The sequence below is a fragment of the Candidatus Rickettsia mendelii genome (genome assembly GCF_057543435.1).
The window spans coordinates 124,136-150,417 of record NZ_BTGX01000011.1; the positions used below are offsets into that span (position 1 = coordinate 124,136).

Here is a 26,282-nt window from a genome sequence, read left to right on the forward strand (position 1 = left end):
ATTAGAGTTTAATATATTATTACTTTACNNAAACATGGACCAAAATTATGTCAATTATTTCTACACGTTTAAATTCTATAAAACCTTCACCAACACTTGCCATAGTGAAAAGAACTCTTGAACTTAAAAGAGTCGGTGTTGATATTATTGCACTCGCTGCAGGAGAACCAGACTTTGATACGCCTGATAACATTAAGGAAGCAGCAATCAAAGCCATTAAAGACGGATTTACTAAATATACTAACGTTGAAGGCATGCCACTTTTAAAGCAAGCAATACGAGATAAATTTAAGCGTGACAATAATATAAGTTATGAACTTGATGAAATAATAGTTAGTAATGGTGGTAAACAAGTTATATATAATCTATTTATGGCATCTTTGGATAAAGATGATGAGGTTATTATTCCTGCTCCTTATTGGGTCTCATATCCTGATATGGTCTTACTTGCCGGTGGCACACCAGTTTTTGTAAATTGCAGCATTGAAAATAATTTCAAATTAAATTCAAAAACTTTAGAATACTTCATTACAGATAAAACTAAGTGGCTTGTTATTAATTCGCCTAGCAATCCTACAGGTGCAAGCTATAGTCTTAAAGAATTAGAAAATATTGCTGAATTATTAAGAAAATATCCGCATATAAACGTGATGTCAGATGATATTTATGAGCATATTACTTTCGATGATTTTAAATTTTATACTCTAGCGCAAATAGCACCTGATTTAAAAGAACGCATATTTACTGTAAATGGAGTATCTAAAGCTTATTCTATGACAGGCTGGCGTATAGGATATGGCATTGGCTCTAAAGCTTTAATTAAAGCAATGACTGTTATTCAATCACAAAGTACTTCAAATCCATGTTCGATAAGCCAAGTAGCTGCTATTGAAGCGCTAAACGGTTCTCAAGATTATATCAAGAAAAATGCTTTAAATTTTCAAAAAAAGAGAGATCTTGCTCTATCAATTTTAAAAAGAGTAAAATATTTTGACTGCTATAAACCTGAAGGAGCATTTTATTTATTTATTAAATGCGATAAAATATTTGGACATAAGACTCAAACAGGAAAAATTATTATAAATAGTAATGATTTTGCTGAATATTTGCTTGAGGAAGCTGGCACCGCTGTAGTACCTGGTATTGCTTTTGGGCTTGAAGGGTATTTTAGAATTTCGTATGCCATTTCTATGAAAGAACTAGAGACAGCTTGTCTTAGAATCGCAAAAGCTTGTAATTCCATGGATTAATAAAAAACGATGCGTAAAGCTTTTAAAAATTTCTTAAAGCGTAATAATTGCGTGATTAGTATAGTTACAATTATACTATATTATTATTTACGATTTGTTTATTTTACATCAAGACAAAAATTCATATTCTATGATAAAAGTAATAAGGAAAAATTTCTAAATGAACAAGGTGTAATATTTGCATTTTGGCATAATATGCTTGCCTTAAGTCCAGCTATGTTTATAGGACACAAAAATGTCTATGCTTTAATATCGCCACATTTAGATGGAAAAATTCTAAATGATCTAGTAGGCAAATTTGGTTGTAAAGTTATAGTAGGTTCTACTAATAAAAATCCAATCGGAGCTTTACGTAATATTATTGTGAAATTATCTCAAGGTGCAAATATAATTGTTACACCTGATGGCCCTAAAGGACCCATATATAAAGTAAATAGTAAGATCACTGAAATTGCTTATAGATACAACAGAAAGCTAATCCCGATAGTAAGTACTACATCTAAATATTTTAGACTAAAAAGTTGGGATAAGCTAATAATACCGATGCCATTCGGTAACATAAAAACTATAGTAGGCTCTCCTTTAGAACTTGTGGATAACAAAGAACAAAATCATATGAATCTTGAAAAGCAATTAATTAAATTAACCGAGAACCTAATGAAATGATGCTGTTATATCATGCTTTAAGCTTTATATTATTACCTGTTTATTTTAGTATAGTTCTTATTCGTTTATTAATAGGTAAAGAAGATATAAAGCGTGTACAAGAGCGTTTTGCTATTGGGAAACACAGGCAAGATAACTCATTGTATTTTTTGCATAACATAACTAATAAAGAGAAATTTGTAGGAAATACAGGGCACAGAACTGCAGCATACATACAAAATAATGATTCAAGTACCAAATCGACGTACAAATTATCTTTAGAAGCAAATTATACAAAAAATCTATTCTTGATATGGATTCATGCAGCTAGTATTGGTGAATCTATGGTTGCTTTAACTTTAATACATAATATAAGTAGGCACTACCCTGAAGCCCGTTTTTTAGTAACTTCTTGGACAAATAGCTCTGCTAAAATATTAAATACTAAATTACCTAAAATAGCTGTTCATCAGTTTTTACCAATAGATAATATTATTTTTACTCGAAAATTTTTAAGAAATTGGAGACCAGATTTAGGCATTTTCTTAGAATCAGAATTATGGCCGTGTACCCTTAATGAAGGAGTAAAATATTGTAAATTATTACTTGTGAACGCTCGTATTTCTGATAAATCATTTAAAGCTTGGCAAAAAATGAAAGTTTTTTTCCAGCTTATCGCTAGAAATTTTAGCAAAATTATTGTACAAAGCGAGCATGACTTACAAAAATTCAATGAACTTGGGGTGTTAAATACAATTAATTTAGGTAACATTAAGTTTGCTAATGAAAAACTTTACGTCGATCAAGAAGAACTTTTAAAATTAAGCTTGTACTTAAAAGATAGACGCGTTATCGTATTTGCTAGTACTCATCCACAAGATGAAGAAATAATTTTTCCTGTGATTAAAGATTTAAGAAAGCATTTTCTAGATTGTTATATCATATTAATTCCAAGACATCCTAAGCGAGTTAGAGCAATTATTGACAATTGTAAATCACATAATTTATCTGCTACTGCTAAGTCACAAAATAATTTACCAGTTTTAAATGATGATCTTTATATAGTTGATAAATTCGGCGAAATGGGATTGTTTTTTTCTATAGCAGTAATTTCTTTCATTGGCGGCTCTTTTAAACAAGGTGGACATAATATTTTAGAAGCAGCATATTTCTCTAATTGCATTATATTTGGTCCTGATATGAGTAAAAATACTGATGTCGCCAAAGAAATACTACGAAAAAACGCAGCTATCCAAATTCATGATGGTAAAGATTTGTTATCTACACTTAAATATCTACTTAACCCTAGCAATTCTAAAGAATTAAGAAATTATCAAAAAAAATCTTTAAAATTTATTGAAGAAAATCAAAAAATACTAGATGAATATTTAAAGATAATTACAACATTTCTTCCTGTAAAATAAAGTTTGTAGCGCTTTGTTATATTACTCTCATGTCACATCCCTACGTACGGAAAACTCAGTAAAATGGAAGGTACTGTAGATTTTTGTATTTTTAACTCTAAGATTTATACTTAATTCTCTATAGATCCCTATATATGAGAAAAAGTATCGTCGCATGGATTGGTAAGCATACTAAAACTGTGTCATACTACAGTATCAAAAAACAACTAATATTATTTAAGTTATTTTATATTCTAATCGCAGATGACAGGAATACATTACCTCTCCACACAACAACGCTTAGTGAAAATTACACAGAATATTTTTTAAGAATTATGCAGCAACAGGCTATGGCATGACAGCTTGTCCCTACCAATATTTAACCTTGCATTACAGCTGCTACTTCATCAGCAAAGTGTTTTTCTTCATGTTCTATACCTTCACCGAGTTCATACCTAATAAATTTAGTAATTTTAATTTCTGACCCGAATTCTTTTTCAGCATTTTTAATAACTTCTGCAACAGTAAGTTTAGGCTCAAATAAGAAATTTTGTTGAAGCAATACAACTTCTGAAAAAAATTTACGTATCCTTCCTTCTACTATTTTACTTACTATATTATCAGGTTTTCCTTCTAATTTAGATTGTTCAAAAAATATTTTTCGTTCATGCTCGACAAGAGCTTGATCTAAACTTGAATGATCTACACTTTGTGGATTATTTCCTGCTATATGAACAGCAATTTGTTTTGCCAATAATTCTAGCTTTGCTTTATCTTTTACATTAGACTCTAGACCTACCAATACAGAAATTTTTCCTAGATTTGATACAACTGCATTATGTACATATGAGCCAATTACTCCTTCAGATACCTCTAATACATCAATACGACGTAATGTTAAATTCTCACCAATCACAGCAATATTTTCGACAATATCGTCTTCTACTGATTTACCATTTGGCATTTTAGATGTTTTTAGTTTTTCTATATCTTTAGCAACTAATGCAAGATTAGCAATATTCTTAACTAAGTCTTGAAACTGCTCATTTCTAGCAACGAAATCGGTTTCAGAATTTACTTCAATTACTACTCCAACTAATCCGTCAACTTTTACAGCTGTTAAACCTTCAGAAGCAATACGCCCAGCTTTTTTTGCTGCCGCAGCTAAACCTTTTTGACGTAGCAAATCAATAGCTGATTCAAAATCTCCTTTGGTTTCAGTCAAAGCTTTTTTGCAATCCATCATCCCTGCACCAGTCTTTTCTCTTAATTCTTTGACTAACGCTGCACTTATATTTACTGCACTCATATTTTATTTTCTCCTTAAATTATAAGTTATCAGAATTTTTATCTTCATCAGTATTATCATTGAATGCTTGCTCAAATTCTGTATTTATTTCTTCATCAATATTTTTTGCTTTAGAAAATTTCTTAGCTTGTTTTAATTTAGAAACATTTTTTGAAGTTAAATTCTTATCGGTGTGCTCTTGCATAGCACCTATATCAACTCCTGAAGCTTTCACTGATTCCTCTAAACCTTGTAATGCAGCATCTGCAAATAAACTACAATAGAATCTTATTGATCTTATTGCATCATCATTTCCAGGAATTGGATAATCTATATTATCAGGATTAGAATTAGTATCAACTACTGCAACTATAGGAATACTAAGCTTTACTGCTTCATTAATTGCGATATGCTCTTTATTAGTGTCAACAACTACTAGAAGATCAGGTTTAGAATTAAGATTTCTAATACCAGCAAGAGATAAAAGTAACTTGTCTTTCTTACGGTTCATATCAAGTATTTCTTTCTTAGTATAACCCATAAGTGCTTCTTCATTTTCTAATGTTGTTTCTAACTTATTTAATTTTTCTATTGAATTAGCAATAGTTTTCCAGTTAGTTAACATACCGCCAAGCCATCTATGATTTACATAATATTGTCCACATTTTTCAGCATATTCTGCTATAATATCACTTGCTTGTATTTTAGTACTTACAAATAATACTTTGCCGTCTTTTTTTACGGTTTCATATATTGCATTTAAAGCAACACTCATTAAAACGGCGCTTTGTCGTAAATCAATTATATGCACATCATCCCGTTCACCATATATATAAGGTGCCATTTTAGGGTTCCAGCGTGATGTTTTATGACCGAAATGTACCCCGGCATCTAGTAATTCCTTAACGTTAACAGATAGTATTTTTGACATTTTTAAATCTCCTATTGTTAGTTTATACCTCCGTAAGATGTTCATGCTTAATGAACTAACACATACCTTACGTGTGAATTAATTGGTTTTATTTGCATGATCAAGTCAGCTTTGTTGCATAGTCTGGAAAGCAGCTAAAATGTTATACCTAGCATATATCTAGAAAAGAAACCTACGATGTCTTACTTTTTTAGATACTGTGGTTAAATCACAATATGATAAAATTTAGTACATTTCATCAGACTATATGACAAAAGCACTCCTTGCCTAAAATATAAACCTACCATACTTATATAGTTATATTCCATAATTTACAAGTTTTTTACTTTTCCTTTCGCCAAATGGTAGTCCCATCATGCTTATCTTCTAGAATTATTTGTTCTTTTAATAATTGATTACGAATTTGATCAGCACGTTCCCAGTTTTTTTGTTTTTTTGCTTCTAAACGCTTATTTACAAGATCATTTATATAAGATTTATCCACACCACTATTAAACCATTCATGTGAAGTTTTATTCATTAACCCAATAAAATTAGCACAAGCAACAAGAGCAGAAGCATTAAGCTGTTTTTCTTTTTCAGTTGTAGAAATAAAAACCTCTTTAGCGTAATCGTTAATTATTTTAATAGCAAGTGGTGTATTCATATCGTCAAGCAATGCTTTCATAAAATTATTCGATATGATATCTGTCTTTTGAATATTAATATTTTCTATAGCTCTATACCAATAATCTAATGTCTTCTTAATATCTTCTATAGCTTTATCGTTGTAGTCAAGAGGCCTTCTATAATGACTACTTAATAAAAATAATCTTACTACTTCTCCTAGAATTTTTTTATCTATAAGATCCCTTACTGTAATAAAATTACCTAGAGACTTACTCATTTTTTCACCATTAACTGTTAGAAAGCCATTATGCACCCAATATTTGGCATAGGTAGAATCAGAAAAAGCACATCTACTTTGTGCAATCTCATTAGTATGATGTGGGAAAATTAAATCCGCACCACCACCATGGATATCAAAATCCTTACCTAAATATTTATAGCTCATAGCAGAACATTCAATATGCCAGCCAGGACGGCCCAATCCCCAAGGACTTTCAAAATTTACATCTACTGGCTCATCAGGTTTTGCTGGTTTCCATAATACAAAATCTTTCGGATGCTTCTTAGTTTTGCTATTTTCTACACGCACTCCTTCAAATATTTCTTCTAAATTTTGGTTAGACAATACTGTATAATTTTGTACTGATAAAACATCAAAATAAACATGATCTTCTACAAGATATGCATGTTTTGTTTCTATTAATCGTTCTATTATCTCGATCATGACATTAATATGCTCTGTAGCTCTTGGCTCTATATTTGGGGCATTGCATCCTAGATATTCCATATTTGTGTGGAACTCTTTTATGATTCTCTCAGTCAACTCATCAATAGTAATACCAAGGATTCCAGCTCTATCAATGATTTTATCATCAATATCGGTAATATTACGCACATATTTTACTGCAGAATTACCAAATATCTCTATAAGTATACGGTAAAGTAAATCATATACTACTACTGACCTACCATTGCCTATATGAGGATTATCATAAACAGTAGGACCGCATACATACATTTTTACATTAGCCCGATCTTTAGGCTTAAAAAGCTCTTTGCTACGAGTGAGAGTGTTATATAAATGAAATTGAATTTCCATATTCTTATTTACCAAAAACTGAAGTGCCACAGCATTCTTATATATTAACTATACTTTAATAAAAATTAGTATTTAGTAGTTTGCATATAACTAACAAATATTATATAATGCATCTCGTTTATAATTTTAAGATAATTAATAATTAACTGAGATTCAAATGAATTTACAAGGTTTCAATTCAAAAAAATATGCTTTAGTCATTTTGCTTTACGCAGTTTTATTAATGAGCACAATAGTGGTAGTGGTGCCTGTGAAGGTTATAGCATCCTCAGTAGGAGCCAGTTTTAGCGATTTAATTGTAAAAACACCAAAATGGAAAAATCAACAAGTCTCTTGGGAACTTTACCCTTTAGAAAAAAAGCAAGAAGAATGGAGAAATGCAGGTTTAGTTCCTAGTGTTTACCAAGCAAGTAAAGATCTGAATATAAAAGACTACAATGATAAAAATTTAGAAAATTCAAATAAATCACAAGTACATAGAACTAGGAAAGATAAAGCTAGGATAGAGTTATATATTCAAGAAATAGCAAAGCCAGACTTTGCCAATAAGAAAAATGCACGCATTAAAGAGAATAAATTCATTACATTTGAAGAAGCAATACAAGACATTGGTATAGATTATAGCGATAAAAGACTAAATGATGGTAACAAAAAGATACGTCATATAGAAAAAGAAAGAAAAGTTAAAATAGAGGAATATATTACACAAATAAAAACTCAAATAATTAATAATAAGATAGAGGAATATATAGCTAAAAATTATATTCCGAAGCCTCAAGAAATAATGGATGGTCTTGCAATAAGTAAAGGAGAGGCAAATCTTTATATTAAACAAATTAAAAGTAAAGTGTTGCAAGATCATCAAATAGATACAAAGAGCACAGGAATTGCTGGTCTTTTTTCATCAATAAAAGCTTTTGGTAAAAAGAGAAATATACCTCAAAGTACATCAACAAACACTGACGAAATACCTTCTAGCACAATTAAGTTTACCGCACATGATTTAAATCAGTCTTCAATAACAGAAAATCAAGATACAAATGCTACAGGAACATCTTCTAAAAATCCTATTAACACTGGTAGAAGAAAGAAAAAACAATATTTATTTAACCCTATAAGTACTTTTAAAGCCATGTTCAAAGGTAATAAGGAGTTAACAGAGTCTCAATTAAATATAAACAGAATAATAGATCAAGAAGAAAATATTGAAGATTTTAAAAAACTTATTATAGAGAATCCTATATCAGCACTAAGTTTTGCAGAAAAATTAGAAGATATCTATAAAACAGAAGCAGTGAATGTTGTCTTAAGTAACTTTAATGATAATACTATTGAAAAAATATTATTTAATGATCATACGGGGCAATTAAATTTCAATGAGCATATTGACGTTAAAAATAGACCTCTTCTAAAGACATTATTAAACAACAGCTCTGAGGAACAAAAAAATAAAATAATTGAAGATATTAGCAAATATGCAAAAGAACATATCATTCCTTTAGTATTTAAAGGGAAAGTTCAAAAAGGTACATTATCAGATTTGCTAAAATTATCAATAATTACAGATAAGTCAGTAGCAAAAGAGCTTTTAACTTTACAATTAAAGTTAAAAAATTATATACAATCAAATAATATTCAAGGAAATAACATACCTCCGGCAATAATAAAAGAAATTAATGAACTACTAAAAGAGCATAAAGCTATAGAGCAAGATTTAAGTAGTTCAGAAATAGTTAAATTAGCTAACTCTTTTAATAATAAAGGATTCGAGGATAGTATTAACATAATTGTGTCTGATCAAAATGAATTAGAAAGACAACTAAATAATTTATTTGGATTAAGCAATCAAATACAAGCTAATTTGCCTTTAACTCCTTTAAATCCTTTAGCTCCGCCGCCGCCACCGCCGCCACTGCCTCCTCCACCTACATCTTTTGATATGTCTAATATTTATTTAGACAAACTTAAAAATACTTCTGAATTATATACATTATATGATCAATTTATTCAGAGTAATAAATTAAAAAATAAAACAATACCTAAACCTAAAATTATAGTTAATACTTCAGAAAGAACTGAACCAAAGACAGATTATGCTAAACTATATAAGCAATATAGAGAGGAGACCTGTAGTACAAAAGCTCATGATTTACAAGATCAAAAAATAAAAAAACAAGCTGATATTATAAATGTTATACGCCAAATATTAACAGCATCAGCCGTTGAACAAGGAATTGCTTCTAAAGATCTTGTGACTTTATTTAGCAATCCAGCTCCAGAAATTATACAACAAGCTAAAGAAATTTTTAACGAATTGATTCAAGACCCATATATACAACATATAGTTAAAAACGATGGCAAGAAGAAAATAACAGGAGATTCTAATGAAATTATTCAATCAGATGATAAAATAGAAATAATAAGAAACCAGATATTAGGTAATATTTCCAATGAAGATGCTGATGATGCAGCAAAACGTATAGCATTATCATCATGTAAAATAGCTGAAGAATTAAAGAATCCTATTATACAACAATTTAATAAATTAAAATTGATGAAAGAGCTTGAAGGTATAAAAGATCCATTTAAACAATTAGAATTTACTTATAGTAAGAAAGGAATTCTTGAACAAGATCATTTTAGCACTAGACTTGAAGCATTAACTAAAAATCCTAGTATATTAACTACTAGACAACAGATTGTTTTTTTAATAAAAGAAGATAGAGAATTAAGAAAAGTACTTAATTCTGATCAAGTACAAGCTAAACTTAATGATCTAAGAAAAGTTATTTTAGACACAATTGAGATTAAACAATTAATTGAAGAAAATGTATCGCAAAATGATTTTCTGACTATAGTGAAAGAAAAAAATCCTGAATTGTTAAAAGAGTTTTTAAAAGCTGCTATTATCAAACAAGAGAATAATGATGATTTAAATATATTAAGATCAGCTTTACCTTCATTTGCAAACATGAGTGATCAGCAAGTAAAAGTTCTTGCTAACAAATTAAGTATACCAGCAGTAATAACAATTCTTAAACAATATTCAGAAGAACAAACTAAAAATCATATACCTAACGGGAATAGCAATGTTCTATCTCCGCTATCTCCGCTATCTCCATCTCCGCTATCTTCTATGTCCCCACCACCACCTCCACCACCTCCACCACCTCCTCCTCTGCCCGCTTTAAAAAATTCAGGACTAAATTATCTAATAAACTTAGGTATTACTGAGGATTTAATAAATAAAATTACTAAACTAAATGGAAATACTAAAACAGCTATTTTTAAAACAGCTCCAAAGACTTATAAATTTAAATCTATGATAGCTGTAAAATATAATAAATTTATTTCAGATATAGTGATGGCAACTTTAAGATCAAAATTCTCTGATGTCGAACTTTTTAAAAAAGCTATAGTAGACTCAGTACTATTTGAGCATTCAAAAACTGCTAAAGTTAATAAAGATTATATAATAGAAATAAAAAAAGCAGTTGATACTATGCGTTCTGATTTTATAGGACCTAGAACTCAAATAGGACAAGAAGTGTATAATATATATGTATCTAAACTTTTAGAATTAGCAAAAGATAAAGAGTTTATTAGATATTTAGAGGAAAACATTTATCCTAACAAAAAACATAAAGAAGAATTAAATGAAGCATTTAATTCTTCTAACTCTGATTTCATAGGACCTAGAACTCAAATAGGACAGGCAGTACATAACCTCTATACACAGAAAGTGACAGAACTTATAAATAATAATAGTGATCCAGAAGTATTAGAAGCAGTAGCAGAAGCATTTAGTACTGCTAACCCTGATTTTATAGGACCTAGAACTGAAATAGGACAAGAAGCGCATAACCTTTATAAAGAGAAATTTTCAGAATTGGTAAAAGATAAAGAATTATTACTCTTTGTTAAACAATTACTAGTAGAATGCTCTGAATTAGAACAAAGATATGGTAGTGATAATCTATCAGAAAATAGTGATAATGAGGAGTCAATTGTAGATAAAATGAAAAAACGACTTCAACAAGAACGTAATGTTAAAAATGATGAGCCATCAACAGAGGAAGATAAAACACAAGATAATAATAAAGTATTAGATATGCATCATTTAAAAACCATTTTATCAAAAATGTTACTGAATTTTAATGATAGCAAAGATGATGAATTAGATGATAAAAAATCACTTCTATTAGACTCTAGTTATAAAACTGATGAGAGTTATAAACAAGATGAGAGTTATAAAACTGATGAGAGTTATAAAACTGATGAGAGTTATAAACAAGATGAGAGTTATAAACAAGATGAGAGTTATAAAACTGATGAAGAAGAATCAAAAAAAGATATTATTGCAATGGATGAAGAATTTATCTCAAAAATCGAAGATAAATCTATTGATACATCACCAAAAATTGAACAACACGATAATATTCTACTAAAAGAGCAAATATCTAAAAAAGCTACTAATACAGTAGCTTTTTTAGATGCAACTTCAACTCTTCATAAATATGTCCATCATAGTATTCTAACTAACAGGCTTAGTATTGTGCCGGTAGCTGCTGCAGGTGATGAAGAAGTTACTATAAAAAGAGGAGTATGGATTAGTAGTTTATATAGTATCAGTAAACAGAAAGCTTGGAAAAGTATCCCAAAATATCAAGATCGTACAGCTGCTGTAACTATTGGTAGCGATGCTGAATTCATCAATAGTCATGATATTATAGGAATAGCTTATAGCCGTTTAGAGTCACACATTAAATATAATAAAAAATTAGGGAAAACAGCGACTAATGGTCATCTTTTAAGTATTTATGGTAAACAAGAGTTAACAAAAAGACTTTCCTTGCAAGGTATAACATCCTATGGCCATAATTATGTTAAAAATAAATCTACAAATATTAACAATATTATTGGTAAATATCAAAATAATAATGTAAATTTTGAAGCATCATTAAACTATAAATATCATACTAAACGTAATACACACTTAATTCCAAGTATCGGTTTTAAATACGATTATTCAAGAGCTAGTAGTTATAAAGAATATGATGTAGATATAGAAAATTTATTAGTTTCAAAAAAATCAAATCAATTATGGTCAGGTACTTTTGGTGGCAAAATAATTTTTTCTCCTCAAAAAATTCTAAACAAAGTAATTATAGTACCAAGCGTGTATTGTAATATTGAAAATCGTGTCAAAAATAAAAATAGCAAAGTTAATGCTAAAATGATTTTTAAAGGACAAATGTTAGAAGAAACAATTACTTTATCAAAACAACCTAAGGTTAAGTATAATATTGGAAGTAATATACTTATTAATAAGAATAATGTAGATATATTAGTTGAGTATAATTACTATACACATAAAAAATATCAAAGACATAAAGGTCTTATTAAGCTAAAAGTTAATTTATAACACAAGAATAGAGTGTACTTGTCCTTCTGATTTATCAAAATCTTTAATAGTAAGCTGTATTAATCAGAGCCCTATAAGTAAGAAGCACTCTATAATAACAATATTTATAAAATAATATAAACTCTTTACTTTTATACAGGTTCTACAAGCATCTCTAAAATTATTTTTTTACAAAATGATAATGATATCCAGCCTCTTATAACATAGCTAATAAAAAAAGACAGTTCACATTGCAGAACCACAATGTATAAATTACCTTTATAAGCAAGTTATGCAAGAGGCTTATTGTTGTAAGTTTAGTTACATACTATCAATTTTACTTTGAAATGAAAATTATAAGTTTTGAGGTAATTAGATACGAGTAATTATAACTGAAATACAAACTTTATATTAATCCAATTAATAAGATGAAAGTTATAAATTTAAAAACAGGCATGAGCAACGTATAAAAGTACATGATTACAGACAAGCTCTAAAAAATTTGCTTGCATCAAGCTTTTTAAAATATATTGTACTTTTAATTATAATTATTTAGCTATAGGTAGACTATTTTCTGCTTGATTTTCTTCAATTTCATTAATCTTAGAAACAAGATTAGGTTTCTTTCTTGAAGAAAGATTAGCAAGTACAATCGCATTTATTAAAAATAATACAGTAAGTACTATAGTACTTTTAGTAAGAAAATTACCGACTGTTTTAGCACTGACTACTCCCATATTATTGCCGCTGCTTATACTACTAATTCCATCTGATCCACTACGCTGCATCAGAATAACTATAATTAGCAATATTGCAATAGTAATATGTACAAAAAGAAGTATGTCTATCATAGAATGATTACCGTATTTTAAGTATTAATTATATATTAATTTTATATTATTTACAACCTAACATAAAATAAACATACAATAACACCTTTAAAGAAACTAGATTAATAGCACTTTAAAACACAACACTAGCATATAATTTCTAAAAAAATAAGAAATTTTATAAAGCTTTAAGCATATTGTGGTGCTACTAGGGGGGATTGAACCCCCGACCTCATCATTACCAATGATGTGCTCTACCCCTGAGCTATAGTAGCTAGAGTTTTATAGCAAACTCTTTTTGCCATATATTTACTATTAAATCAAGAAGAATTTTTGTATTTATCATATTATTTCATCTGAATAGCTATGCTCATCATCTACCAAATCTATATATAAATGATTTCATCAGGAGTATAGTATTTTAGAATACAAGAAGGCAGCATTCTTCATCTTTCTCTATATATTTTACCTAGGAAGGAATATAGCTTTCAAAAAGTTCTTAAAATAATAAGATGCAAAACATAATATTAATTTTAGTAAAGATTTTTGTAATAGTTATTTAACTATCATTAGGATTCTATTTTATCTATGGTACGATTTTTATAAAAAAATAGAGCTATTAATGCTAAAATACAGCTTAGCACGACATAATAAACTGCAGATGTAATATGTCCAGTTTTTTGTACTAAATATTCTAGCACAAGTGGTGTTGTACCTCCAAAAATAGTAGTAGCAGTATTATATGAAAGCGATAGAGCAGTATTACGAATATTAGTTGGATAGAATTCTGCTTGCAAAGCTGGTTCAGGGCCAATGTAGCTAGCTGCGAGTATCGCTAATATACATTGTGAGATAATTACGGCATTAAAATTACCTAACTCAAAATTATTAAGTAAAAATGGTGTTGTTATAATAATAATTATAAGATTAATTACAAAAATTTTTCTGCGCCCTACAATATCAGATAGATAACCACTTATTAATGTTACAGCTACCATAATTATATAACAGAAGCTAGTGAGGCTATTTACTTCATTTTCAGTGAAATCACGACTAATCTTTAAAAAAGATACTAAATAAATCGCATGTAGATAAAATATTATTGAGCCTGGTGCATTAATAAAAATTGAAATTAATATATCAAACCAATATTTAGAAATAGCTTTTTTTAGTGGTGAATGTAAAATCTTTTTTTGCTCTTTTAAATTTTTAAAGTTTGGTGTTTCTTGAGTATGATTTTTAATATAAAATGCTGCAAAAAGAATAAAAAAGCCCAATAAGAAAGGTATTCTCCAACCAAAGCTATCAAATTGTGAAACAGTTAAGATATTTTTAACTATGTAAGAAATAAATGAGCCAAGTAATAAACCGTAACATATGCTAGACATTGAAATACTGCCGGTAAAACCTCGATATTTAGGGTGAGTATGCTCTATAATAAACGAGATAGAGCCTGTAAGAGCACCGCCCATTGATAATCCTTGCAGAATTCTAACTATAATCATTAATATAGTTGCAGTTATACCGATAGTATGATAAGTAGGCAATATTCCGATTAACACAGTTGGTGCAGACATACAAAATAGTGCACTAGTTAAAGCTGCTTTTCTGCCAAATTTATCACCAATAATACCAAAAAATATACCTCCTAGAGGTCTTGCTAAATAACCTATAGCAAACACTAAGAAAGCTTGTAATAAAGAAGTATTATTATCATCATTTGGGGAAAATTTTGCTCCAATTATTGGAGCAAAATAACCAAATAGGACATAATCATACCACTCAAATGTATTAGCTATACTGCTTAAAAATACTAATTTACTTCGATTCATTTTTTCTGCTCATAGCTCTTTTCTCAGAATATATTATAAATAAAGTTGTAGGAATTATGATAATTGCTCCCTGAAGCGTGTTTTTATTAGGAAATTCATTAAATATTAAATACGCAGCTAATGCTGAAATTACCAACTCTAAATATCTATAGGGGGCAGTGGCAGTTGCATCTACCATAGAAAAAGCCTTAAGTAAAAAGAATAATATCAGAGTTCCGCTACTACCAAGTACAAACAATAAAGCTAGCTCAAAACTACTTGGAGTCAACCAATACTTAGACGCTACTGGCACAGATACTATAGCAGTCACTATTGCTGAATAAAATAACATACTAATCATTGATTCTTTTATTACAAACTTTTTATTAATAATATCAAGCATAGCAAACGAAAGAGCTGCTAAAACAAAATATAAAATTTCAGGATTAAAATCCTCAGTATGAGGCTTAAGCGTGATAATAAGCCCTATAAATCCTACTATAGTTACTACCCACCTTTGCCAAATAATATTCTCGTTAAGAAAAAATACTGCGAGTACTAAAGTAAATAAAGGTATAGAAAAACTTATTACAGTTGCTGTTGTAATGGGCGCAATAGTAAGACCGTAAGTCCATGAAGTCATACCCAAAAATAATAATAATCCTCTTAATATATGAGCAAAGGAATGGCTTGTCTTTAAAGTACTTTTGCCGTAATAAGCAATAAAAGGTAACAAAATTAAAGCACTAAAAAGAAAACGGAAAAAAGCTACTTCAAAGCTATGTAACCTAGTTCCAAGATATTTAGACATTACATCATTAGCAGTGCTACTTACTAAACTAAGTAAGAACCATCCTATACCCGTTAAATACGTTTTTAATGCATCATTCATTAATAAACATGCTCCAATAATTTCTATAAATTTTATTTAAATATCTTGACTTTTAGTATGAAAGACTTTTATCTTTTGTTTTGAAGATACATAAATGGAAGTTTTATAGTATATTAATCAATTTTAAGCAAGTATAAGGTTATAATTTTATGATAAAAATAGCTAAAAAATTAGTATGGCAGCATATTCTCGGTCGCTTCAGACAAGATGAATTTAAAAGCAAGACTGCACAACGTGTGAAAGTATGTAAGCACAGGCGAGTCATAAAGAATTTACTTGCAGCAAACCTTATGGATTTAACTATAGTTTTGTTTGTATCATGTATAAGTATTAATAGTTTTGCTGAAACTACATATGATGATGTAGATTCTGCTCCATACTATGATAGTACTCCATATTATGAAAATGAGGGAAGCTTAATTTTTAAGGTACGTCTAGGTGGTGTTCTTTCTATTACTAAACAAAAAGGATTACCTACTCCTACAGTTCCTCAGCCAGTTTCTGTAGGTGAATTTATAAAAAATGGTTATGGTGGTGATGCATCTACTACTATATTCTTTAATAATTATTTAGCTACTGAATTAGCTCTTGGTTTTAATATTTTACGTACTAAATATGCATCAATTTCTAATGTCTCTTATAATTACGGCATTGCTGCAAATCTTGGTAAACATAAACCTGTTTATATGATCCCTGCTACAGTGACCGGGCAATTTCATATAGCCCCATACGGTGGTATAAGACCTTATATAGGTGTAGGTTATCACGGTTCATATATGATTACTCAGGCTAGTGGTATTAAAATTAGAAATGGACATGGTATTGTAGGACAAATAGGTATAGATTTTTATGCTAAAGATGATACTTTAATTAATTTTGACATAAGGCAATTTTATTTAAATCCTAAAGTTGAATATAAGCCAAGTTTAGTAGGCATTAAAACTGTTATATCGAAAGCTAAAATTAATCCTTTAATAATTTCTGTAGGTATAGGATTTACTTTCTAAATGTGTTAGTATACTAGCCATAACTTGGGGCATCTTATTATTACATGGCAAAATATTCAAAATGTTATGCTGTAGTTTACATTATTTATAGAATTAACATGTGATAGTCTCTTTGAAGATTTTATGATTATTTTATGATTAATTTGCAGGATAGTGTAGCTGCAACCTTTTTAAGCCATCAATGCCGATTGTCCCGTTCTATGATATTGCATATCAGCATGTTATAAAGAGATATCAATATATTGAGTAACTAGATATTAACGTAATTTGTTGTATATCATGTAGCTATTAAGATACCTGAACATATTGACTGTTGTGAATATAAATAACTAAAGAGTTTATTACTAATATTAATAGATGACATAATAAATCCTGGAGCTAATAATGATCCAAATACTTAATTACAGTATACTGATGTTAAATGTTAGAAAAGCATACCACTTTTTTATTTATTAAACGTTATATTGTTTTATTTTGTGATGCTAAGAAAGTAATTCAAGAAGTCATTAAGTTTTTAAATGCAGATTGACTTAAATAGTTCCATTTGTTATAATTTCTTAAGTTAAGCCAAAAACCAATAATCATGAATTCACAAAAAATATTACCACTCTTGCCAAAAGCTACAGCTGTGTGGTTAATTGAAAATACTTCTTTAACTTTTAAGCAAATTGCTGATTTTTGTGGTATACATGAGTTTGAAATAAAAGGTATGGCAGATGGAGAAGTAGCCCAATCTATAAAAGGTCTTAATCCGATTGCAAACGATCAATTAACTTTAGAGGAAATTGAACGTTGTAGTAAAGACCCTAATGCTAGTTTGCAAATTTCATATAGCCCAGCTGATGAATTAATGAAAAATCAAAAAAAGCAGCGTGCTAAATATATTCCTATAGCAAGACGTCAAGATAAACCTGATGCTATATATTGGTTGTTATCTAATTATCCAAATATCCAAGATCATCAAATAATTAAACTAATTGGTACTACTAAAACTACTATTAATGCTATCAGAGCACGTACTCATTGGAATATGAATTCTATCCGTCCTCGTGATCCTGTATTACTGGGGATCTGTAGTCAAGTAGATCTAAATAAAACAGTAGGAAGCCTTAGAACTATACAAAATCCTACAAAAGAATCATAACATAAAATATTTCATTGTTTAGAGTATCAATAGTAAGAAGTAACATCTACCTTCGATAGAAGGTAATTTATATATTTTTATATTATAACTTTAATAAATAAAAAATCAGAAGAAAATAAGAATATATAAAGATTAACTTTAAAACAAACAAGAGCCCTATTGTCTAATGAGTCTTTTATTACTAGGTAAATTATAATTTTTATCAGTAGAACGGTATGGACAAATATCAATTCCACCACGCCTAGTGTATACTATATAAATAGAAAGAAAATCAGGATTTATAGCATTTTTAATATCTGTAAAAATACGTTCAGCACACTGCTCTGCAAACTCACTACAATTCCTAAAAGATATTAGATATTTTAGAAGAGAATCATGTTTTAATTTTCTTCCTTTATATTTTATAAAGATTGTACCCCAATCAGGTTGACCAGTTACTAAACAATTGGTTTTTAGTAAATTAGAATTAATATCCTCTTCTACAATAAGATCTTCATATTCAATTAACCTATTATCAGGTAAACTGTAATTATTACATTCTATATCCAAATCATCAATATTTCTACCATTTACTTCACCAAACTCTATTTTCGTATTTATCGGTGATAATTTGCCTGATATTTCAGCCTGCGTAGCATTACTTAAGTCTCGTAAAATAATTCGCTCCAATTCATCTATAGAATGAACTATGGAATTATTGAAAGAATTTAAATATAGCTTAAACGATTTTGATTCTACGATATTCAAAGAAGTCGCTGGTATATAAAAAGTACCGATTCCAACACATGGTTTGCCGTTTTTATTAAGCCAAGACAGTTCATATGCATTCCAAATATCTACACCGTAAAATGAAAGATTATTACTATTTATCCCAAATTTATTTCGATAATTTATACGTGGAATCTTAAATAATAATGTTGAATCATAATTATTCTTATAAATACTTGTTTTACCAAGTAGAGAACCAGATAAAGGCATTATTATGCCCCTTCTTTTTGTTGTAATTCATCATATTCTTTTAGCATATAGCCACGCCCCCATACTGTATCAATATAATCTTTACCACCGGCAGCATCACTTAACTTTTTACGCAGTTTACAAATAAATACATCTATAATCTTCATTTCTGGTTCATCAACACTACTATACAAATGATTTAAGAACATTTCTTTAGTTAAGATTGTGCCTCTTCTTAATATTAATAGTTCTAAAATAGCATATTCTTTGTTTGTTAAATGTACTTTCTTATCATCGACTTCTACACTTCTAATATCTAAGTTTACGCTAACTTTATCAAATCTAAACACTGATGCTGCATGCCCTTTAGAACGCCTAACTATAGCTTTAATCCTAGCAATTAATTCTTCCCTTACAAATGGCTTAGTTAAATAATCATCAGCCCCTGAAGAAAACCCAGTAATTTTTTGATCTGTATCCTTCAAGCTAGATAAAATTAAAATGGGAGTTTTTATTTTTGCAGCACGCAGTCTTAGTAATATTTCAAAACCATTAATATCAGGTAACATAAGATCTAAGATTATTAAATCATACTTGCCTAACTTACCTAGTCTTAACCCATCTAAACCAACTGAAACTTTATCACAAACTATGCCCTCCGATGCTAGAGTTAGCTCAATTAAATTAGCCATTTCCGGTTCATCTTCAATTAACAAAACTCTCATTGTACTTTCTCCATAAAATTCAATTTTTATATTGTGCTATAATTACAATTTTTATCTAGTGCTTTATACATTTATTAAGCACATAAGTAAAGAATATTCAATCATATTGATAAAATTTTTACTATTAAGCTCTATCTATATTAAGGCCTATTCTATGACTTACAAAATCATGATACTTAACATGAAATTAACTAAATAATAAAATGATTTTCTTAGTTTTGATGCTCCAACATTTTTTTATGATATAAAGCACCAAAATCTATAGGATCTATCATTAAAGGCTGGAATCCGGCATCTTGAGTACAGCTAGCTATAATTTTTCTAGCAAATGGAAATATCATTGCTGGACAATGAGCAGATAATAAAATTGGATGTTGTTCAGAAGAAATATTAATTAAATTAAATACCCCTGCATATTTTAGTTCTATCTGAAATAATTTATATTTTTCATTTCTTGCAATTGCTTCAATATTTAATTCCACTTCATAGAAATTTTCTTCTAATAAATTAGTAATATTTATATCAAGAGATAAATCAATTTGAGGACGCTGATCCAAAGCTGCAAGAGAAGATGGTGCAGAAGGGTTCTCAAGAGATAAATCTTTTATATATTGTGCATTAACAGAAATATGAGGTATCACATCATTTGTATCATTATTTATTGTAGTCATAAAAATCCTTATTAAAAATAAATATATACCTTTATACTTTAAACATTTATAATTACTTACTTAAAATTACACTTTAGATGTTACTTTTATAGTAAGGATAAATAAATTTTTTACATAAAAATCAAGAATTATGTTAATGGTAAAGTTATGCCTAACTGTTTCATATATTTTCCTTGTCGATCAGCATATGAAGTATCACAAATTTGATCACTTTTTAAAAACAGAAACTGACAAGCTCCCTCATGTGCATATATCTTAGCTGGTAATGGAGTAGTATTAGAGAACTCTAAAGTTACATGCCCTTCCCATTCCGGCTCTAATGGTGTCACGTTTACTATTATACCACATCTTGCATAAGTAGATTTGCCGACACAAATAACTAATATATCACGCGGTATTTTAAAATATTCTATAGTTCTTCCAAGTGCAAAACTATTAGGTGGAATAATACACACATCTACTTCTCTATCAACTAAATTATACTTATTAAAATTTTTTGGATCAACCGTAGTAGAATTAATATTGGTAAATATTTTAAATTCACTAGACACTCTAGCATCATAACCATAAGAAGATAAACCATAAGAAATAATTTTTTCTTTATTATGAACTCTTACTTGTTTTTCTATAAAAGGCTTAATCATACCTTGATTTATAACAACTTCTTTTATCCATTTATCTGACATTATAGCCATAGTCAAAACTTGATTTTAATTAATAAACTAATAATTATAACATATAATTATTTACAGTACAAAATTTTTCTTTTAAACTAAGAGTCTAAAATTATTAGAATAATAGCAATGATAATAATGCAACATTAATTTATTTAAGATTCAATATAATTACAAATTAAACGAATTATTTATTGTTAGTTTTTAAGGGTATTATTATACTCAACCATTGTTAGTTATGTTTAACTAAAAAAATTTATCTTTCAAGTTTTGTATATATATAATGTTTAGGCTTTATGAGGTTTTAAAATGAAAAAATTATTATTAACAAGTATTATTTGTTTTGCATCAGTTAGTTTTGCAGACAAAAATTCAGATCCTGTCATTTCTAGTTCTGATACCAAAATAAAATTAGAAGGATTTTATGAATTTGAAAGTGGTTATTCAAATCAAAGTCATTTAACTCTATTTGAAAATAATGTAACAGATAATAAAAAAAAGTTAGGATTTTATACAGAAGCAGCTTTTGCAGCAACTATTACTAAAACTATAAATGATATAACAGCAGGAGCCAAAATAGTACTTCAACCTACTACTAGAGCGAAAACATCTACAAGTTATAACGGTTCACATATTTTCATTGAAACTAGTTGCGGTAAAGTGGAATTAGGTTCTCCTTATGATGCCGGTGCTAAGATGCGTATTACTGGTAACAATGTAGCAGCTGGAACCGGAGGGTGGTATAGGTATGCTTTACTTGACGGACAGTACATGAGATATAACAATATAAATCCTGATTTTGATACTAACTCTAATTTTATTATTGAATCATTTTCTGATAATTGTGGCCAAATTAATATTAAAGCTGAAGCAGCTAGAAAAGTTAATTTTTTTACACCTAAAATGCAAGGTTTTCAAGTAGGTATATCTTATACTCCAGATTCAGCTAATACTGGTGGTAATAAAGATATAAATAATCTAACATTTTTAAATCATAGCAGAACAGGAGTTAGTAAATCTAGAACTGGGATAATGCTAATAACATTACCAGATGGTGAAACTATGACTATAAACCAGAATATAAGAGATTCATTGTCTACTGGTTTAACTTATGAGCATGAGATTAGTGACGATGTAGATTTTAAATTATCTGTTACTGGAGAGTATGGTAAACCTGCCCGTCGTCTTGTTCACTCTAAAAAGGATAATGATAAAATTCAAGTGCTTAATACTTATAAGCTTTCTAATTTAAAAGCTTATAATCTTGGAGCTGTTTTTACCTACGGTAACTTTTCTTGTAGTGCTTCTTACGGTAATTTAGGAAAAAGCTTAACTGCAAGAGAATACCATAAAGTTGGTCGTGATACTTACTATTATAATGGATCTGTTGCTTATGGTCAGGGTCCTATTAAAACAAGCCTTGGATATTTCAAATCTTCAAAGTATAAAAATACTATTGATACTGTTAGTTTAGCTACTGAGTATAAAATTATGCCAGGTTTATTACCATATGCTGAAGTTTCTTATTTCCAAGCTAAAGGGAGACCTGTATATTATCCTGAGGCACCTAATAAGAAAACTAAAGGTACAGTTGGCCTTATAGGGACAAAGCTTAAGTTTTAATGTTAGTATCTAAAAATTGTTATTGCTTTTTTGATATCATTGTTGCGTATGTAGATTGATATACATTCCATATGTTGATGGCCTTGTTACCTAAAAATGTTCCTACAGAAAGCAGGGGGCCAAGAAAATAGGCTTTTATAGCCTTTTACTAGGTTCTTGTTTTCCCTGTAGAATAAATATTTAAGTAATTTATCCTGGTGAGGGCAATAAACTTTTCTGAGTTCAGATAACACCAGCAATTCACCAATTTGTATATTATTATGAAAATATATTATTTTTTGGAAAACCTATAGGTGCTAGTTTACCGTTTGTACCTCTTTTTGCTAAAAATCCAATAATGTCTTTCTCAGTTCGCACCTTCCCACTGCTAGTCCAGCTTAAGCCATCTTTCTTATTAAATATTTTAATATCTAGAAGTCGTGCATTTTTAAATTTTTGTAATGTCACGCCTTGTCCTTTTTTCATTTCAGGTATTTCATCTATATTAAATACAAGCAACTTTCGGTTCTCACCAATACAAGCTACGACATCACCATTTACAGGTAAGCAAGCTATACATATATGACCACTTGGTACATTCATAATTTGCTTACCTGTTTTAGTTTGTGCTATTACTTCATTTGAATTAACTAAAAACCCCTTACCATTGCTGCTTGCAAGTAATAATAGCTGATTTGCTTTATAAACTAAAATATTGATGATATCATTATTACCTATATCCACAAGGAGTTTTATAGATTCGCCGCTTCCTTTACTTTTAGAAATATTATCAGCAAGTAAAGTGAAAAATCTTCCTTCTGAACTGATTATTAATATTCTGTCAGTAGTATATGCTTCTAGAATAAACTTTTCTGTATCACCTTCTTTGTACTTAACATTTAATAAATCATTATTATGACCTTTTAATGAACGCACCCATCCCATCTTCGAGCAGATAATTGTAATGGCTTCTTTAGTAACAAAAGCTGTTATGTCAACTACTTGATTTGTAATATTTATTTCTTCAAAGCTAGTGCGACGAACTCCGATTACTGTATTTAAGCTAAATTTTGTTTGTACTGCTTTTATTTCTTTCTTAACTACTTTCCATAATTCTTTAGGATTATTTAAGATTTCTTCTAATATTGCTTGTTGTTTCTGTAAATTACTATACTCATTAGTAATTTCTTGCTCTTCAAGTTTACGCAGTGAACGAAGCCTTGTATTTAATATCGCTTCTACTTGAATTGCTATTAATTTAAACTGCTTTATCATTATCGCTTTAGGTTCATCTTCTTCACGAATAATCTTAATGATTTCATCAAGATTTAAATAAGCTATTCTAAGCCCTTCTAAAATTTCTAAGCGATGTTTGATTTTATTTAAAAGATATGTTGACCTACGATTAACAATATTTTGTCTATGTGTTAGAAATTCTTGTAATATTTCTAAAATATTCATCACTTTTGGTACATTATTACTACCAATTACATTCATGTTTAACTGGACCCGGCTTTCTAAATTTGTTAATTTAAATAATGACTCCATCACTATGTGTGGATCACAGTTACGATCTCTCGGTTCAATAATCAATCTAATAATATCAGTAGATTCATCTCTGATATTACTAACAAGCGGTATTTTCTTATCCTTCAGCAATATTGCTATTTGCTCTATAAGTTTTGATTTTTGAATCTGATAAGGTATTTCGGTTACAACTATCTGATATGCACCATAACTTAATTCTTCCTTTTTCCACCTAGCTCTAACTCTAAAACTACCACGCCCTGTGCTATATGCACTATTAATAACTTCAGCTTTATCAATAATAATACCGCCTGTTGGAAAATCAGGACCTTTGATAAAATTCATGATATCGGTAACTTCAGCTTTTGGATAATCAATTAAATACATCAAAGCATCACATAATTCATGTAAATTATGTGGCGGAATGTTAGTTGCCATACCAACCGCTATACCTTCAGAACCATTTGCCAGCAAATTTGGAAAACTTGCTGGCATTATTATTGGTTCTAAATCTGAATCATCATATGTAGAACGAAAATCTACTGTATCTTTGTCGATATCCTCCATTAATAACATACATATTTCAGTCATACGCGATTCGGTATAACGCATTGCTGCTGCATTATCACCATCAATAGAGCCGAAATTACCTTGCCCATCAATTAATGGATAACGTAGTGAAAAATGTTGTGCCAGACGTACTAAAGTATCATATACGGCACCATCACCATGGGGATGGTATTTACCGATTACATCACCAACTACTCTTGCACATTTTTTATAGCTAGAGTTTGGCTCAAGTCTTAGCTGTAACATTGCATATAATAATCTACGATGTACAGGTTTCAGTCCATCACGCACATCAGGAAGTGAACGTGACATGATAGTTGATAAGGCATAAGCAAGATAACGTTCTGATAATGCACTACCAAAATCAATATTTTCTATTTTTGTTTCTTTCATAGAGTATTTTCTTATTATAGAGTTGTCTGTATGGCTCTATTTTATTCCTATATGATGCTTTTTATCCACTGAGACCCCCAGATCGCTGGATAACATCATTCTCAAGCCACACAATCACATGATCACTTCAACATGCAACTTTGTTTATTATACGCTAATTTCTTACAAACTACTTTAGCTTGGCTGATATGATCATAATCACCAGCGAGTATTAAATAGAAAAATTTTCCATCATCATATTTAACTTTTTTAGTTGTGATAACAACATTCTTAAGGATTTTTGGGAATTTCTTTTTTATTCTCTCTCCTTCTTTTATTGCTTCCATTTCAGATTTTACTGAGCCAAGCTGTACTTTATAACTTCTAGGGTTCTTATAGTGTTTGATATTATTACTATAATCATTACTTACTTTATTAAGTCTTATTATATTTAAACCGGTTTCATTTTTTTCAGCTCCTATTTGCTCATATGAAACTTTATTTTCTAGATTATTATTTGGTTCTATTAAGGAAACTAAATTGTATATTTCCTTAAAAAGATCTATATTTGAACGTTCATCACTTTGATTGCGTGAGGCTATATTAATAGGTTTTTCGGGCTCAGGAAGCAGTCTAACAGTTTTAACATTTATATCTTGAGAAATAAGGTTCTCGTATATTGTACTGTACAATGACAATGAAGAAATATTATCTATTTCAAAAGGCTTTATTTTTGTCAGTGTTTCATCTGGATAAATAGTAATTATAGGTTTACTATCATGATAATATTGATAAGCACAATAAATACTAGAAATGCCTATTAAAATTACTAGAAATATTTTAATAAAAACATTGTTAATCATAATTGATA

19 protein-coding genes and 1 tRNA gene are annotated in these 26,282 nt (G+C 29.2%); 7 read left to right on the forward strand and 13 right to left on the reverse strand.

Features of this window, described 5'->3' with window-relative positions; translation table 11 throughout:
* The first annotated feature begins 47 nt into the window (after nucleotides 1–47).
* Genes AC27F4_RS02085 through waaA form a run of 3 tightly spaced genes read left to right on the forward strand, consistent with a single transcriptional unit; the run spans nucleotide 48 to nucleotide 3,319 of the window.
* Nucleotides 48–1,250, forward strand: a complete 1,203-nt coding sequence (locus tag AC27F4_RS02085; RefSeq protein WP_487061692.1) for a pyridoxal phosphate-dependent aminotransferase — start codon at nucleotides 48–50, stop codon at nucleotides 1,248–1,250.
* Between the two features lie 9 nt (nucleotides 1,251–1,259).
* Nucleotides 1,260–1,916, forward strand: coding sequence for a lysophospholipid acyltransferase family protein (locus AC27F4_RS02090; RefSeq protein ID WP_487061604.1), 657 nt, complete (start codon nucleotides 1,260–1,262; stop codon nucleotides 1,914–1,916).
* On the forward strand, nucleotides 1,913–3,319 hold the full coding sequence (gene waaA / locus AC27F4_RS02095) for a lipid IV(A) 3-deoxy-D-manno-octulosonic acid transferase (protein WP_487061606.1): 1,407 nt from the start codon (nucleotides 1,913–1,915) through the stop codon (nucleotides 3,317–3,319). Before AC27F4_RS02090 ends, waaA begins: the two co-directional genes overlap by 4 nt.
* Nucleotides 3,320–3,677: 358 nt before the next feature.
* Here the strand turns inward: waaA and tsf are convergent, their stop codons facing one another.
* The 3 genes from tsf to cysS all read right to left on the reverse strand — a co-directional run bounded on the left by tsf (nucleotide 3,678) and on the right by cysS (nucleotide 7,225).
* Nucleotides 3,678–4,607, reverse strand: a complete 930-nt coding sequence (gene tsf / locus AC27F4_RS02100; protein WP_487061608.1) for a translation elongation factor Ts — start codon at nucleotides 4,605–4,607, stop codon at nucleotides 3,678–3,680.
* 19 nt (nucleotides 4,608–4,626) lie between these two features.
* Nucleotides 4,627–5,517, reverse strand: a complete 891-nt coding sequence (rpsB, locus tag AC27F4_RS02105) for a 30S ribosomal protein S2 (protein ID WP_487061610.1) — start codon at nucleotides 5,515–5,517, stop codon at nucleotides 4,627–4,629.
* Nucleotides 5,518–5,839: 322 nt separating this feature from the next.
* Nucleotides 5,840–7,225: a cysteine--tRNA ligase gene (gene cysS / locus AC27F4_RS02110; RefSeq protein ID WP_487061612.1), complete on the reverse strand. Its 1,386-nt coding sequence runs from the start codon at nucleotides 7,223–7,225 to the stop codon at nucleotides 5,840–5,842.
* A 223-nt stretch (nucleotides 7,226–7,448) separates the two neighbouring features.
* Here cysS and AC27F4_RS02115 point away from each other — a divergent pair, with 223 nt between their 5' ends.
* The gene (locus AC27F4_RS02115) at nucleotides 7,449–12,650 is read left to right on the forward strand and encodes an autotransporter outer membrane beta-barrel domain-containing protein (RefSeq protein ID WP_487061614.1); all 5,202 of its coding nucleotides are present in this window, start codon (nucleotides 7,449–7,451) and stop codon (nucleotides 12,648–12,650) included.
* A 527-nt stretch (nucleotides 12,651–13,177) separates the two neighbouring features.
* Here AC27F4_RS02115 and secG read toward each other — a convergent pair.
* The 4 genes from secG to AC27F4_RS02135 all read right to left on the reverse strand — a co-directional run bounded on the left by secG (nucleotide 13,178) and on the right by AC27F4_RS02135 (nucleotide 16,162).
* Nucleotides 13,178–13,480 carry a preprotein translocase subunit SecG gene (gene secG, locus AC27F4_RS02120; RefSeq protein WP_487061616.1) on the reverse strand — a complete coding sequence of 101 codons (303 nt, stop codon included), beginning with the start codon at nucleotides 13,478–13,480 and terminating at the stop codon, nucleotides 13,178–13,180.
* Nucleotides 13,481–13,659: 179 nt separating this feature from the next.
* Nucleotides 13,660–13,734, reverse strand: a tRNA-Thr gene (locus AC27F4_RS02125).
* Between the two features lie 294 nt (nucleotides 13,735–14,028).
* Complete coding sequence (locus tag AC27F4_RS02130; RefSeq protein WP_487061618.1) at nucleotides 14,029–15,291, reverse strand: MFS transporter; 1,263 nt, start codon at nucleotides 15,289–15,291, stop codon at nucleotides 14,029–14,031.
* Entirely contained in the window at nucleotides 15,278–16,162 is an 885-nt protein-coding gene (locus AC27F4_RS02135; RefSeq protein WP_487061620.1) for a DMT family transporter, read from the reverse strand. The genes AC27F4_RS02130 and AC27F4_RS02135 overlap by 14 nt, the downstream gene beginning before the upstream one ends.
* Before the next feature lie 290 nt (nucleotides 16,163–16,452).
* Between AC27F4_RS02135 and AC27F4_RS02140 the strand changes: the two genes are divergently transcribed.
* Both AC27F4_RS02140 and AC27F4_RS02145 read left to right on the forward strand, forming a co-directional pair.
* The gene (locus tag AC27F4_RS02140) at nucleotides 16,453–17,169 is read left to right on the forward strand and encodes an OmpW family outer membrane protein (protein WP_487061694.1); all 717 of its coding nucleotides are present in this window, start codon (nucleotides 16,453–16,455) and stop codon (nucleotides 17,167–17,169) included.
* Between the two features lie 583 nt (nucleotides 17,170–17,752).
* Nucleotides 17,753–18,313: a cell cycle transcriptional regulator TrcR gene (locus AC27F4_RS02145; protein ID WP_487061622.1), complete on the forward strand. Its 561-nt coding sequence runs from the start codon at nucleotides 17,753–17,755 to the stop codon at nucleotides 18,311–18,313.
* 156 nt (nucleotides 18,314–18,469) lie between these two features.
* Here the strand turns inward: AC27F4_RS02145 and queF are convergent, their stop codons facing one another.
* The 4 genes from queF to dcd form a co-directional block, all read right to left on the reverse strand.
* Nucleotides 18,470–19,291, reverse strand: a complete 822-nt coding sequence (gene queF, locus AC27F4_RS02150; RefSeq protein ID WP_487061624.1) for an NADPH-dependent 7-cyano-7-deazaguanine reductase QueF — start codon at nucleotides 19,289–19,291, stop codon at nucleotides 18,470–18,472.
* 2 nt (nucleotides 19,292–19,293) lie between these two features.
* On the reverse strand, nucleotides 19,294–19,995 hold the full coding sequence (ctrA, locus tag AC27F4_RS02155; RefSeq protein WP_487061626.1) for a response regulator transcription factor CtrA: 702 nt from the start codon (nucleotides 19,993–19,995) through the stop codon (nucleotides 19,294–19,296).
* Between the two features lie 212 nt (nucleotides 19,996–20,207).
* Nucleotides 20,208–20,666 (reverse strand): protein-export chaperone SecB, encoded by a 459-nt coding sequence (gene secB / locus AC27F4_RS02160; protein ID WP_487061628.1) that lies wholly within the window; start codon nucleotides 20,664–20,666, stop codon nucleotides 20,208–20,210.
* Nucleotides 20,667–20,794: 128 nt separating this feature from the next.
* Entirely contained in the window at nucleotides 20,795–21,361 is a 567-nt protein-coding gene (gene dcd / locus AC27F4_RS02165) for a dCTP deaminase (protein WP_487061630.1), read from the reverse strand.
* 288 nt (nucleotides 21,362–21,649) lie between these two features.
* On the opposite strand from dcd, the gene AC27F4_RS02170 reads away from it, so the two are divergent.
* On the forward strand, nucleotides 21,650–22,963 hold the full coding sequence (locus AC27F4_RS02170; RefSeq protein WP_487061632.1) for a porin: 1,314 nt from the start codon (nucleotides 21,650–21,652) through the stop codon (nucleotides 22,961–22,963).
* A gap of 258 nt (nucleotides 22,964–23,221) precedes the next feature.
* Here the strand turns inward: AC27F4_RS02170 and parC are convergent, their stop codons facing one another.
* Nucleotides 23,222–25,432 carry a DNA topoisomerase IV subunit A gene (parC, locus tag AC27F4_RS02175; RefSeq protein WP_487061634.1) on the reverse strand — a complete coding sequence of 737 codons (2,211 nt, stop codon included), beginning with the start codon at nucleotides 25,430–25,432 and terminating at the stop codon, nucleotides 23,222–23,224.
* Nucleotides 25,433–25,554: 122 nt separating this feature from the next.
* Entirely contained in the window at nucleotides 25,555–26,274 is a 720-nt protein-coding gene (locus AC27F4_RS02180) for an SPOR domain-containing protein (RefSeq protein WP_487061636.1), read from the reverse strand.
* Between the last annotated feature and the right edge of the window lie 8 nt (nucleotides 26,275–26,282).